Source organism: Bacteroides sp. AF25-38AC (assembly GCF_003602995.1).
Classification (GTDB): domain Bacteria; phylum Bacteroidota; class Bacteroidia; order Bacteroidales; family Bacteroidaceae; genus Bacteroides; species Bacteroides uniformis.
Genome location: NZ_QTMD01000019.1, coordinates 45,419 through 58,202 on the forward strand (window position 1 = coordinate 45,419; position 12,784 = coordinate 58,202).

13 protein-coding genes are annotated in these 12,784 nt (G+C 49.5%); 11 read left to right on the forward strand and 2 right to left on the reverse strand.

Annotation, left to right across the window (positions count from 1 at the left end; genetic code table 11):
• The first annotated feature begins 8 nt into the window (after nucleotides 1-8).
• On the forward strand, nucleotides 9-1,064 hold the full coding sequence (locus DWY55_RS13705; RefSeq protein WP_117879000.1) for a Gfo/Idh/MocA family oxidoreductase: 1,056 nt from the start codon (nucleotides 9-11) through the stop codon (nucleotides 1,062-1,064).
• Between the two features lie 11 nt (nucleotides 1,065-1,075).
• Here the strand turns inward: DWY55_RS13705 and DWY55_RS13710 are convergent, their stop codons facing one another.
• Entirely contained in the window at nucleotides 1,076-1,936 is an 861-nt protein-coding gene (locus DWY55_RS13710) for a hypothetical protein (protein ID WP_117879001.1), read from the reverse strand.
• A gap of 67 nt (nucleotides 1,937-2,003) precedes the next feature.
• Nucleotides 2,004-3,059 carry a porin gene (locus tag DWY55_RS13715; RefSeq protein ID WP_057097603.1) on the reverse strand — a complete coding sequence of 352 codons (1,056 nt, stop codon included), beginning with the start codon at nucleotides 3,057-3,059 and terminating at the stop codon, nucleotides 2,004-2,006.
• 287 nt (nucleotides 3,060-3,346) lie between these two features.
• On the opposite strand from DWY55_RS13715, the gene DWY55_RS22370 reads away from it, so the two are divergent.
• From DWY55_RS22370 to DWY55_RS22375, 10 genes are all read left to right on the forward strand, one after another.
• Complete coding sequence (locus DWY55_RS22370; protein WP_243633663.1) at nucleotides 3,347-3,595, forward strand: hypothetical protein; 249 nt, start codon at nucleotides 3,347-3,349, stop codon at nucleotides 3,593-3,595.
• Between the two features lie 30 nt (nucleotides 3,596-3,625).
• The gene (locus DWY55_RS13720) at nucleotides 3,626-5,629 is read left to right on the forward strand and encodes an exo-alpha-sialidase (RefSeq protein ID WP_243633664.1); all 2,004 of its coding nucleotides are present in this window, start codon (nucleotides 3,626-3,628) and stop codon (nucleotides 5,627-5,629) included.
• Between the two features lie 98 nt (nucleotides 5,630-5,727).
• Entirely contained in the window at nucleotides 5,728-6,795 is a 1,068-nt protein-coding gene (gene mnmA, locus DWY55_RS13725) for a tRNA 2-thiouridine(34) synthase MnmA (protein ID WP_057097601.1), read from the forward strand.
• A gap of 20 nt (nucleotides 6,796-6,815) precedes the next feature.
• Nucleotides 6,816-8,186, forward strand: coding sequence for a S8 family peptidase (locus DWY55_RS13730; protein ID WP_374211759.1), 1,371 nt, complete (start codon nucleotides 6,816-6,818; stop codon nucleotides 8,184-8,186).
• Nucleotides 8,187-8,190: 4 nt separating this feature from the next.
• Nucleotides 8,191-9,423 carry an exodeoxyribonuclease VII large subunit gene (xseA, locus tag DWY55_RS13735; RefSeq protein ID WP_035457774.1) on the forward strand — a complete coding sequence of 411 codons (1,233 nt, stop codon included), beginning with the start codon at nucleotides 8,191-8,193 and terminating at the stop codon, nucleotides 9,421-9,423.
• 78 nt (nucleotides 9,424-9,501) lie between these two features.
• Nucleotides 9,502-9,900 carry a lipocalin family protein gene (locus DWY55_RS13740; protein ID WP_022401343.1) on the forward strand — a complete coding sequence of 133 codons (399 nt, stop codon included), beginning with the start codon at nucleotides 9,502-9,504 and terminating at the stop codon, nucleotides 9,898-9,900.
• A 12-nt stretch (nucleotides 9,901-9,912) separates the two neighbouring features.
• Nucleotides 9,913-10,128, forward strand: coding sequence for an exodeoxyribonuclease VII small subunit (gene xseB, locus DWY55_RS13745; protein ID WP_022401344.1), 216 nt, complete (start codon nucleotides 9,913-9,915; stop codon nucleotides 10,126-10,128).
• 53 nt (nucleotides 10,129-10,181) lie between these two features.
• The gene (locus tag DWY55_RS13750) at nucleotides 10,182-11,201 is read left to right on the forward strand and encodes a branched-chain amino acid aminotransferase (RefSeq protein ID WP_005829743.1); all 1,020 of its coding nucleotides are present in this window, start codon (nucleotides 10,182-10,184) and stop codon (nucleotides 11,199-11,201) included.
• Between the two features lie 162 nt (nucleotides 11,202-11,363).
• On the forward strand, nucleotides 11,364-12,122 hold the full coding sequence (gene trmB / locus DWY55_RS13755; RefSeq protein WP_005829747.1) for a tRNA (guanosine(46)-N7)-methyltransferase TrmB: 759 nt from the start codon (nucleotides 11,364-11,366) through the stop codon (nucleotides 12,120-12,122).
• 74 nt (nucleotides 12,123-12,196) lie between these two features.
• Nucleotides 12,197-12,784, forward strand: a 588-nt coding sequence (locus DWY55_RS22375) for a P-loop NTPase (protein WP_243633665.1), incomplete at its 3' end; no start/stop codon positions are given.

Here is a 12,784-nt window from a genome sequence, read left to right on the forward strand (position 1 = left end):
AATATCATATGGACAAAATAAGAACTGGATTAGCCGCTTACGGAATGTCGGGACGTGTTTTCCATGCTCCCTTCATCTCCACCAACCCTCATTTTGAATTGACTGCCGTTACGGAGCGCAGTAAGGAACTCTCCCGGGAAAAGTATCCCGACGCTTGTATTGTGCGGAGTTTTGAGGAACTTATCGGACTGGAAGGGTTGGATTTGGTTGTCATCAACACACCGGACAGCACTCATTATGAGTATGCCCGCCGCGCCCTCGAAGCTGGCAAGCATGTGGTTGTGGAGAAGCCTTTCACTACCACCGTGGCAGAAGCTGAGGAGCTGGTGGCACTTGCCGCAAGCCGGGGGCTGACCTTGAGCGTTTACCAGAATCGCCGGTGGGACGGCGATTTTCTGACGGTCAAGGAAATACTGTCCAAAGGCCTGCTGGGACATCTGGTGGAGTTTGAATCCACCTTCCCCCGTTATCGTAATTTTATCAAGCCGAATACTTGGAAGGAAACCGGACAAGATGGCGGTGGCTTGACCTATAACCTGGGCGCCCACGTCATAGACCAGGCTGTGCAGCTGTTCGGTATGCCCGAAGCCGTCTTTGCAGATATTGCCACGTTGCGCAAGGACAGCAAGGTAGACGACTACTTCATCATTCATTTGCTACGCCCCTCAAAGGCACCCGAAGTAAAGATAACGCTGAAATCCAGCTATCTGATGTGTGCGAGCGAACCCCGTTTCGTCCTCCACGGCAGGGAAGGTTCTTACGTGAAATATGGTTTCGACCCGCAGGAAGCCGCCTTGAACGAAGGCGTATTGCCCGTCACTCCGCACTGGGGCGAGGAGGACAAATCCTCTTGGGGGATACTTCATACGGAAAAGGGCGGTAGAATCGTGCATGAACCTTATCCAAGCCTTCCCGGTGATTATGCAGCTTTTTACGAGAATATCTATCGGCATATTTGTCACGGCGAACCTTTGCAGAGCGATGCCCGCGAGGTGGTCGGAGTCATCCGCTTGATTGAGGCAGCCTGGGAAAGCAGCCGTATGCAGCGTGTGGTTCGTATCTGATAGAAAATCTTTTACCCGGTAGGGACGTGTAACTTTACATGTGTCAATCGGGTGTATTTCGTACTTCCTATTATATAGGTACGCGCGATGCGTGCCGATGCTATCTTCATTACTTCTCCCATCTGGTAGGCATGTTCCACGGCGGGCAGCTGGCATGATTTCCGGCTTGCCGTGCGTGCATTCAGCCGGATGCTGACGAAGTTGCCGATGGAGTCTTTCAGTTTCAACACTTGGCGTACATAGAAATAAGGAGTGGTCCCTTTGAGCTGCGTCTTGTAGGGGTTGTCCTCCAGTCGCACGCTGAACACCGTCAGCGTCAGGTTCTCCACTTTTTCGCCTTCCTTCCCCAGAAAACGTCCGCCGGTGGTTTGGTACGTTTTTCTTCGTTGTATGTCGAGGTGGACTGAATGGTAAATCTTGGCAATCTGTACGAAACGTTCCTGCTTGGGGATGCGTGGCTGGAATTTGAAGGCTATCCACGTAAGATAGGCAGGGTCTATACGGAGAATTTCGTGCAGGAAATGTCCGTGGTATTTGCCTATGGAGATAATGTCGTCCCCTTTGCTCTGCATTCTTTTGGCATTGTACTCCACAAGCAGCAGGCTGCGCGGTGAGTAGAAGCATAGCGTGCTTGCCATCCGCAACGTTTCGTGAATGTCGGTGGAAAGGTCGCAAATGTAGAAGATGGACTGTCTCCCGGGCAGTGGAGAGTAAATCCACAAAGTATATTGGAGATACTCAGGCCGGGGCAGTACGATAAGATAGGCCCCTACTTCCTTATAAGAGGCTCTCCCTTGATTGTATGCATTCAGTTTACTATACAATAAGTCTTGTTCAGTCTGCGGTATACCGGGTATGATTGGATTTGCCATAGCTCGGAATAATTTATTCCAAATATACATTTTTGGAATGAAAGAAACAAGGGGAAGCCAAGAAATATCAGAAGCGTACCATCAATTCCAATACTACTTTGTCTTGTTCCGACTCCTTCGCTATGCTGTTTTTGGCATAGAAGTATTTCTCGTAATTCAACCGGAGGTCTGTGCGGAATGCTTTGCTGAGGCTGAAGGTGATGCCGCCCGTTAGGCGTTGGCGTTTGTAGTCGGTCACCGTCAATCTGCCGGTTTCTTCATCGGCGGTTTTGGCGTCGCTCTGGTCGGTCATCATGTCGTAGCGCAGCAGGAAAGACATTTTGTTGAATACTTTCCGTAACGGCAGATCGTAGTTGATGAAGGTGTTGACAGCGTGTACATCTTTGAAAGCGTTGTCGGAATATTGCTTGTACAAGTATTCGCCTTCGATATGGAAACGGCCGGTTTCGTAGTAAGCGCCGATGTCATAGGACTGCATGCGTACTTCTTCCGGTTGGATACTCTGCACGCTTAGTGTCAGGTTCAGTCCTTTGGTGAAGAGAAACCGGGCTTTGGCGGAGTAGTTCACTTCCTTGTGCCATTCTTTCTGGTTGGTCAGTCCAGAACCGTTGAAAAGTCCTCCTTCCACGGTGATAGGTACATCGGTAGGCAGGGTATATCCTACTGTGAATCCCACGTCCCGTACATTGCCCACTTGCTTGGCGATGAACGAGCGGTTGGGGAAGTATTGCTGGTGCGGCGAGCGGTGGGCGTCGATGGTGAAGGGGACGCGCATTTGTCCGGCGGTGACTGTCAGTCCTTTTGTCGGGAAAAGCCGGGCGTAGGCATCCAGCATCTTGATTTGGCCTTCGTCGGAGAGGTCTATCTCGGCTTTGTAGGCTACGCTGGGCAATACGTTGCCCGTCACGCTGACGCGGGCATTGCGTACTTCGAAACGTCCTGCACCCATGGTGGTCTGATATTCGTATTTGGCGCGGATGGTTCCGTGGACTTCCGGCAGGTAGTCTTTGGTTTCCATTTTCTCCTTTTCAATCTTTTTTCCGTCCTCATTGATGGAGGGCGTTTGGGCAATTGCGGCCAACGGCAGCAGGGCAATCAGTACTGTCAATGCACTTTTTTTCATAATCTGTTGTTGTCGAATGATTTGTCGGCGACAAAGTTCGGACATACGTGTTGTGTTTTTGTGTCATATATGTTGCATTGTTGTTACAAAAAACTGTTGGAGGGAAGAACTGCGATGGGTGCCGTTTTAATCTTTTTATGGCTTGATTTAGTTTCTTGTTTTTATTAAAACGTTGGTTGTTAGGATTGTATGTGCACTGCCACAAATGTTTCAGTCTGAAATATCAATGAAATATTCTTATCTTTGAAGGAAATATCAAGAACGTTTGTTTTAGAACCCTGATGCTTATGAAAAGACAGTTGTTTTTAGCAGGAATAAGTTTGATACTGGGCGGCATGCCGATGCTTGCTCAAGATATATCTTCGGTGAATTCCGTTTCTTACGAATGGAAGAGCGTACCGATAGTGGGAGGAGGCTTTGTGGACGGTATCGTTTTTCACCCAGAAGCTCCTGGTGTCCGTTATTGCCGCACCGATATGGGAGGAGCCTACCGGTGGGACGCTGCTTCCAACCAGTGGACGCCCTTGCTGGACTAGATAAGTCTGGATGAAAGTAATCTGCAGGGGGTGGAGAGCATTGCCATCGACCCGCAGAATCCGCAGAACGTGTATATTGCCTGCGGTACGTATACCAGTAGCTCCAATGGGGCCATACTTTGTTCTTATGATGGCGGCAGAACCTTTGCCCGTGTCGATGTGCCCTTTACGATGGGCGGCAACGAGAACGGGCGTGGTAATGGGGAACGGATGATGGTGGACCCGCAGAATGGGAATATCATTTATATGGGAACCCGTTTGCATGGTTTGTGGCGCAGTATGGATAAGGGGCAGAGCTGGGCACGGGTGGTGTCTTTCCCGGATGTCTCCGAGAAGTTCAATCCTGCCGACCGTGCTGCATGGGGGAATCGCGGTAGTGGCATTGTCTGCATAGTCTACGATGTACAAGGTACTCAAGATGGGCGTGGTACCCGTGACATTTATGTGGCGGCTTCATTGATGGGAAGGGAAAATCTGTTCGTGAGCCACGACTATGGTGAAAGCTGGCAGCCGGTTGAGGGGCAGCCGGTGCAGTATCGTCCCACACATATGGTTTTGACCGGTGACGGCCAATTAGTATTGACGTACGGAGATACTCCCGGTCCGAGTCAGATGGAGGACGGTGGAGTTTGGAAGTACGATATACGTAAAGACAAATGGACGGACATTTCGCCCGTCCGACTGTCCGATGGCGGAAAAGCGGGATTTGGCTATGCAGCCGTATCAGTGGATGCCCGTAATCTGAAACATCTGATTGCCAGTACACACAGCTTGGGAGGCAAACACGGTTATAAGAGTGATGAGATGTTCCGTACGACCGACGGTGGCAAAAGCTGGAAACCGATTTTCAAGACGGGATATGAGTATGATTATTCTAAAGCTCCCTATACAGAGGTGGCGCCCCTGCACTGGATGTTCGACATTGAGATAGACCCAGCCGATGCTGAACATGCCATGTTTACCACTGGTTTCGGTGGTTGGGAAACTTTCAATCTATCGGCCGTGGAACGCGGGGAACCGGTGAAATGGAGCATCATGTCTGCCGGTATTGAAGAGACCGTGCCTCTCGAACTTTATGCTCCCGAAAAAGGCGCGCGCCTGATTTCCGGTATCGGTGACTATGGTGGCTTTACGCATTTCGACCTCAATCGGCCCGATCCGTTGGGTAGTCATGCCAATCCTCATTTCGGTAATACGAATGGAGTGACGGGTGCCTGGTTGAAGCAGGATTTGATAGTCAGAGTGGGAACTTTGTTCGGCCACCAGCCGGGTGCACGTACCATCTCCTATTCAGAAGACGGAGGCAGGAGTTGGAACATGTGTGCTACTGTTCCCGTAGAGAAGGCGCGCAACGGGCATATTGCCGTTTCGGCCGACGGCTCTTCCTGGATTTGGACACCCGACCGTTCCACCGCTTTTCTGACCCGCGACAAAGGGAATTCGTGGATGTCTTGTCAAGGCCTGCCGGAGAATATCCGTGTCATAGCCGACAAAGTGAATCCCAAACGTTTTTATGCCGTGGATGCTGTTGCCGGACTTCTATACAGCAGCGAAGATGGCGGGGCGACCTTCCATACCGATACTCTGCAACTGGCTGTAAAAACACTCCGGCGGGGTAATGCCTCTCTGACGAATCGCAGGGGTGACCCGCGCGGAGGGCAAGACCGTATTTATTCGACTCCCGGTCGTGAGGGAGATTTGTGGATTGCCGCTTACGATGGCCTGTACCATTCCACTACCCGTACGGGATTTGATTTTCGTGCGCTGGACAAAGTCCGTACTATCTATGCCTTCGGTTTTGGCAAGGCAAAGCCGGGCAGTAACTATCCGGCCCTTTATCTGATTGGCGTTGTCAACGGTCAGTACGGCTTTTTCCGCTCAGACGATGCTGCCGTTTCCTGGATGCGTATTAACGATGATGCTCATCAATACGGGTTGGTTCTGCATATCTGTGGGGATATGCAGGAGTATGGCAGGGTCTATATAGGGACACATGGACGGGGGATTGTGACGGGAGTGCCCTCTTCCGATTGACAAGTTCTTTATGTGAAGGCATGCTAAAAAGGCATGCCTTTTCTCTATCTTCTGCTCGAAATCATGTATTTTTGCAGACTAATTCATTGGTTTCTGATATGAGTACACCTGAAAAGCGAGTATTGGTCGGTATGAGCGGTGGTATAGACAGTACTGCCACTTGCCTGATGTTGAAGGAGCAGGGCTATGAGATAGTCGGTCTCACCATGTGGGTGTGGGGAGACGAACCGGTAGAAGCCCGCCAACTGGCAGACAGCATGGGGATTGAACATCATGTGGCAGATGAGCGCGAAGCCTTCCGACAGATAATTGTACAGAATTTTATAGATGAATATTGTCAGGGTCGGACTCCGAACCCTTGTGTGATGTGTAATCCGCTGTTCAAGTTCCGTATTCTTGCGGAGTGGGCAGACAAGCTGGGGTGTGCCTATATTGCTACCGGACATTACACCCGTCTGGAGGAACGGAACGGTAAGGTTTATATCATAGCCGGGGATGATGACAAGAAAGACCAGTCCTACTTTTTGTGGAGACTGGGGCAGGAGTTGCTGAAGCGTTGTATCTTCCCCTTAGGCACCTATACCAAGCAGCAAGTCCGCGAATACCTCCGCGACAAAGGTTATACCGTCAAGGCGGAAGAAGGCGAGAGCATGGAGGTCTGCTTCATTAAAGGTGATTACCGTGATTTCCTGCGCGAACACTCTCCGGAGATAGACCGCGAGGTGGGACCGGGATGGTTTGTCAATTCGGAAGGCGTTAAGCTGGGTAAACACAAAGGCTTTCCCTATTACACCATCGGGCAGCGCAAGGGACTCGAAATAGCCTTGGGCAAACCTGCCTACGTCTTGAAAATCAATCCTCAGAAGAATACGGTGATGCTGGGAGACGCCGAACAGCTGAAGACGGGATATATGCTTGCCGAACATGAGAATTTGGTGGATGAGGGAGAGTTTTTTGAAAGCAAGGAGCTAACCGTACGTATCCGTTACCGCAGTAAACCGATTCCTTGCGACGTGAAGCGCCTGGAGGACGGTCGTCTGCTGGTACACTTCCAGACGGAAGCCTCTGCCATAGCTCCGGGACAGTCTGCCGTATTCTATATAGGCCGAAGGGTAGTGGGCGGTTCCTTTATCGCTTCCCAAAGAGGCATCGGGATGTTCCTTTAATTTTTAATTTTTAATTTATAATTGTGAAAAGACTTCTACTCCTTTCCGCCTTTGTCCTGCTTGCGGCAGGAGCATCGGCACAACAAGATACATTGAAGTATCGCATCAGCCTGAAGGATAAGGCTGCCACCACGTATTCCTTGGAACACCCGGAAGCGTTTCTTTCTGAAAAGGCGATTGCCCGTCGGCATAAGCAGAACCTGCCGATAGATTCTACCGACTTGCCGGTGTGCCGCAAGTACGTGGACGAAATTCGCCATCAGGGCGTAAATGTTGTGGTTACCGGTAAATGGGAGAACTTCGTCACGGTATCTTGCAATGACTCTACCTTGATAGACCGTATTGCCGCACTACCTTTTGTCTGCGCTACGGAAAAAGTCTGGATAGCTCCCAAAGGTGACAGTCCGATGATGTCTACCGGACGCGATTCTTTGATTAACCAGCCGAGTGTACATCCTGACAGTATCTATGGACTTGCCGTTAGCCAGATACAGATGAGTAATGGTGATAAATTGCACCAGGAAGGGTTCAAGGGGCAGGGCATGACGATTGCAGTTATCGATGCCGGTTTTCATAATGCCGATAAGATAACCGCCATGCAGAACATCCGGGTGTTGGGAACCAAAGATTTTGTAAATCAGCAGGCAGACATCTTTGCAGAGAGCAGTCATGGCATGATGGTACTGTCCTGCATCGGCATGAACCAGCCCGGCATTATGACCGGTACGGCGCCTGAGGCTTCTTTCTGGTTGCTGCGTAGCGAAGACGAGTATTCCGAGCATTTGGTCGAGCAGGACTATTGGTCTGCAGCGGTGGAGTTTGCCGATAGTGTAGGGGTGGATGTACTCAATACTTCATTGGGATATTACACTTTTGACGACAAGTCGAAAGATTATAGGTTCCGTGATTTGGACGGACGCCATGCACTGATGTCCCGTCAGGCTTCACACGTTGCGGACAAAGGAATGGTGCTGGTGTGCAGTGCCGGCAATTCCGGTATGGGTTCGTGGAAGAAAATCACACCTCCGGGAGATGCGGAGAACGTGCTGACCGTGGGCGCTATTGACAAGGAAGCCGTACTGGCTCCTTTCTCATCTATCGGGAATACGGCGGACCACCGGATAAAACCGGATGTGGTGGCTGTCGGCTTGGGAGCTGATGTCATACGTACGGATGGTAACCAGGGTAAGGCAAACGGTACGTCGTTTTCTTCTCCTGTCATGTGTGGCATGGTGACCTGCTTGTGGCAGGCTTGCCCTGAACTTACGGCTAAAGAGGTGATAGAACTGGTACGCCGCTCCGGTGACCGTAAAGATTATCCCGATAATATATACGGTTATGGCGTGCCCGATATGTGGAAAGCATATCAGGATTATCTGCTCAAAAGATAGCCATATGGAATCGTTGTCTTTGTATGAGCTCAACGCCCTTGTGCGCCGCAGTCTGGAACAATGCCTTCCTGACGAGTGTTGGGTGCAGGCGGAGTTGAGCGATGTGCGTACCAACAGTACGGGGCATTGCTATCTGGAATTTGTGCAGAAAGACCCTCGCAGCAACAGCCTGATAGCTAAGGCGAGAGGAACAATCTGGGCAAATGTGTTCCGCCTGCTGAAGCCCTATTTTGAGGAGGCTACGGGGCAGGCATTTGTTTCGGGCATCAAAGTGCTGGTTCAGGTCACTGTCAGTTTCCACGAACTTTATGGATACAGTCTGACGGTGCAGGACATAGATCCCACTTATACGTTGGGCGATATGGCGCGTCGTCGTAGGGAAATATTGAGGCAGCTCGAGGAGGAGGGAGTACTCACTCTTAATAAAGAACTGGATATGCCCCGCCTGCCGCAACGTATTGCCGTCATATCCTCACCGACGGCGGCGGGCTATGGTGACTTCTGTCATCAGCTGGAAAACAACTCCCGGGGTTTCTACTTTTATACGGAACTGTTTCCTGCCCTGATGCAGGGTGACCGTGTGGAGGAGTCTGTCCTCTCTGCTCTCGACCGGGTAAATGCACGCTTGTCCGAGTTTGATGTGGTTGTCATTATTCGTGGTGGAGGCGCCACGTCCGACTTATCCGGTTTCGATACTTACCTGCTTGCTGCTGCTTGTGCACAGTTTCCGTTACCTATCATAACGGGCATCGGTCACGAGCGGGATGACACGGTGCTGGATTCTGTGGCACATACCCGTGTAAAGACCCCTACGGCGGCTGCCGAATTCTTAATAGAGTCCATGGACAGCGCTGCTGATGAACTGGAAATGCTTGCTTCTCGCTTGCATGAGGGTGTCAGGAATCTGTTGCAGCAGGAACAGCGCAGACTCTCTGGTTACAAGAACCGGATTCCTTCTGCCGCATACCATCGTATATCCGATGCAAAAATGGCTTTGCTGACTGTGCGGAAAGATGTGGTGCAGGCTGTGACTTCCTCTTTGTTCCGCCATCGCCATCGCCTGGAATTGTTGCAACAACGATTGGCAGATGCTTCACCGGAAAAGTTGTTGGCCCGCGGTTACAGCATTACGTTGAAAGATGGGAAAGTAGTGAAGAATGCAGATGAACTGCAGGAGAATGATATGATAACAACCCGTCTGCAGAATGGTGAAGTGGTTTCAATAGTACATATTTAACTCTCCTCTCATTCATGCAGTGTTTTGCAAATCTCTGCATTTTATGAATATTGTTTAAATCATTTAAAATGAACAAAGATGAAAACACAAAATTTGTTTTTTATGCTGATACTGATAAGTATGGCATTTAGTTTTATTTCATGTACGGATGAGGATGATAAGGTCGAAATTCCTCAACTGGTAGGTAAGTGGATTGTGAAAGAACCAGTCCTGCAGGACGATTTTGTGACCTGCTATACGTTTAATGCAGACAAGACCTATGAAGTTTATACCGGAAGCCCGTTATCTAACGGAGTCCCTTTTCGTGGAACTTATATCATAAGTCTTGATGAAAAATTGATTACGTTGTATGATAAAGAGGGACATTATACTGAACAATATCATATTTTGAAACTGACGTCCAAGGAGATGAAGTGGGAGAACGCATCGCCCAAAAACGGGAATTCTGACAAACGGCTTGAGAAGTACAACGATTAATTAATTTCAATTATGCCGGTAACCAAGAAAAAAGAAACCTACTCCGAAGCCATGGCGCGCCTGGAGAAAATAGTCAGCCAGATAGACAACAACGAGCTGGAGATAGATGTGCTTGCCGAAAAGATAAAGGAGGCGAACGGAATTATAGCATTTTGCAGCGATAAATTGACCAAAGCCGATAAGGAAATTGAAAAATTACTGTCGGAGAAGTGGAAATCTGAAGAATAAAAGCTATTTTTGTTGCAAAATGTACGTAATAGAAGTAACTAATACTTTGAGATATGAAAGAACTTGATTGGGCTAATCTGCCGTTCGGATATATGAAGACAGATTACAATGTGAGAATTTACTATCGTAACGAACAATGGGGCGAACTGGAAGTTTGCAGTGAGGAAACCATTCCTATGCACATGGCTGCCACTTGTTTGCACTACGGTCAGGAAGCGTTTGAGGGTTTGAAGGCTTTTCGTGGCAAAGACGGTAAAGTGCGTATCTTCCGTTTGGAGGAGAATGCAGCCCGCCTGCAATCCACTTGCCGTGGCATCTTGATGCCGGAACTTTCTACGGAGCGTTTCAAAGAAGCTATTCTGAAGGTGGTGAAGCTGAACGAGCGTTTCATTCCGCCTTATGAATCGGGTGCTTCTCTGTATATCCGTCCGTTGCTGGTGGGTACCGGTGCACAAGTAGGCGTACATCCTGCCAGCGAATATCTGTTTGTGGTGTTCGTGACCCCGGTAGGTCCTTACTTTAAGGGTGGATTCTCAACCAATCCGTATGTCATTATCCGCGAATTCGACCGCGCGGCACCGCTCGGTACGGGTGTCTATAAGGTAGGAGGCAACTATGCAGCCAGCTTGCGTGCCAACAAGAAGGCGCACGATTTGGGCTATGCCTGCGAGTTCTATCTGGATGCCAAAGAAAAGAAATACATGGACGAATGTGGCGCCGCCAACTTCTTCGGCATCAAGGACAATACATATATCACTCCGAAGTCCACTTCCATCCTGCCCTCCATCACCAACAAGAGCCTGATGCAGCTGGCAGAGGACATGGGCATGAAGGTAGAACGCCGTCCGGTTCCCGAAGAAGAGTTGCTGACTTTCGAGGAAGCGGGTGCCTGCGGTACGGCTGCCGTTATCAGCCCCATCGAACGTATAGACGACGTAGAGAACGGCAAGTCATACGTTATTTCCAAGGATGGAAAACCCGGACCGGTATGTACGAAGCTCTACAACAAGCTGCGTGCCATCCAGTATGGTGACGAGCCGGATACTCACGGGTGGGTGACGATTGTTGAATAATACGGTGATGGCAATGTCTATCGTATAAGACTTGCCGGGACTTTGTTTTTTATACTTTTAGGCACGGATTGCGCGGAAAGCACGGATAGATTGAAGAGAGACCGTGAAAATCCGTGTAATCCGTGCCTAAAATAATATGTTTTATGTTTCAATGCTTCTTAAATGGGAAAGAACAAGTTAGAGAAGTTTGCCGATATGGCGAGTTATCCGCATGTTTTCGAGTATCCGTATTCCGCGGTGGATAATGTGCCGTTTGACATGAAAGGGAACTGGCACGGGCGGTTTTTCAAGAACGACCATCCCATTGTCCTGGAACTGGGCTGTGGTAGGGGAGAATATACTGTCGGATTGGGACGCATGTTTCCCGAAAAGAACTTCATCGGAGTGGATATAAAGGGTGCCCGCATGTGGACGGGAGCCACCGAGTCGCTGGAGTCGGGCATGAAGAACGTTGCTTTCTTGCGTACGAATATCGAAATCATCGACCGCTTTTTTGCTATGGATGAGGTGAGCGAAATCTGGCTCACTTTCTCGGACCCGCAGATGAAGAAGGCGACCAAAAGGCTTACTTCCACTTATTTCATGGAGCGCTACCGCAAGTTCCTGAAGAATGACGGCATAGTCCATCTGAAGACGGACAGCAACTTCATGTTTACCTATACCCGGTACATGATTGAAAGAAACCGGCTGCCGGTGGATGTGATGACGGAAGACTTGTACCACTCCGGCATGGCTGATGAGATACTCAGCATCAAGACCTATTATGAACAACAATGGCTGGATCGTGGTTTGAATATCAAGTACATCAAGTTCCATCTTCCGCAAGAGGGCGAGTTGCAGGAACCGGATGTGGAGATAGAGCTGGATGAGTACCGCAGTTATAACCGTAGCAAGCGTAGCGGATTGCAAACCAGCAAATGATGTGAATCAGTGGTTAAAACGACTACTGATTCGCATAAAAATAGTAAATAGTAAATCGTCAAATAGTAAATACAATGACATTATATCCAAAATTAATCCTTGATGCATTGGCAACAGTGCGTTATCCCGGTACCGGAAAGAATCTTGTTGAGGCTGAGATGGTGGCCGATAACATGCGGATTGACGGGATGAAGGTCAGCTTCTCGTTGACATTCGAGAAACCGACTGATCCGTTCATGAAGTCAATGGTGAAGGCTGCCGAGACAGCTATACATACGTATGTCTCTCCCGAGGTGGAGGTTGTGATTACGACTGAAAGCCGTCAGGCGGCACGTCCGGAAGTGGGTAAACTATTACCCCAGGTGAAGAATGTTATCGGAGTGTCTTCCGGAAAAGGTGGGGTAGGCAAGTCCACGGTTGCTGCCAACCTTGCCGTGTCTTTGGCAAAGTTGGGTTATAAAGTAGGTCTGCTGGATGCTGATATCTTCGGGCCTTCTGTTCCAAAGATGTTCCAAGTGGAAGATGCCCGTCCGGTGGCAGAGAACATTGGTGGACGTGACTTGATTGTTCCGATAGAGAAGTATGGCATCAAGTTGCTTTCCATCGGTTTCTTTGTAGACCCCGACCAGGCCACTTTGTGGCGGGGGGGGATGGCAAGCAAT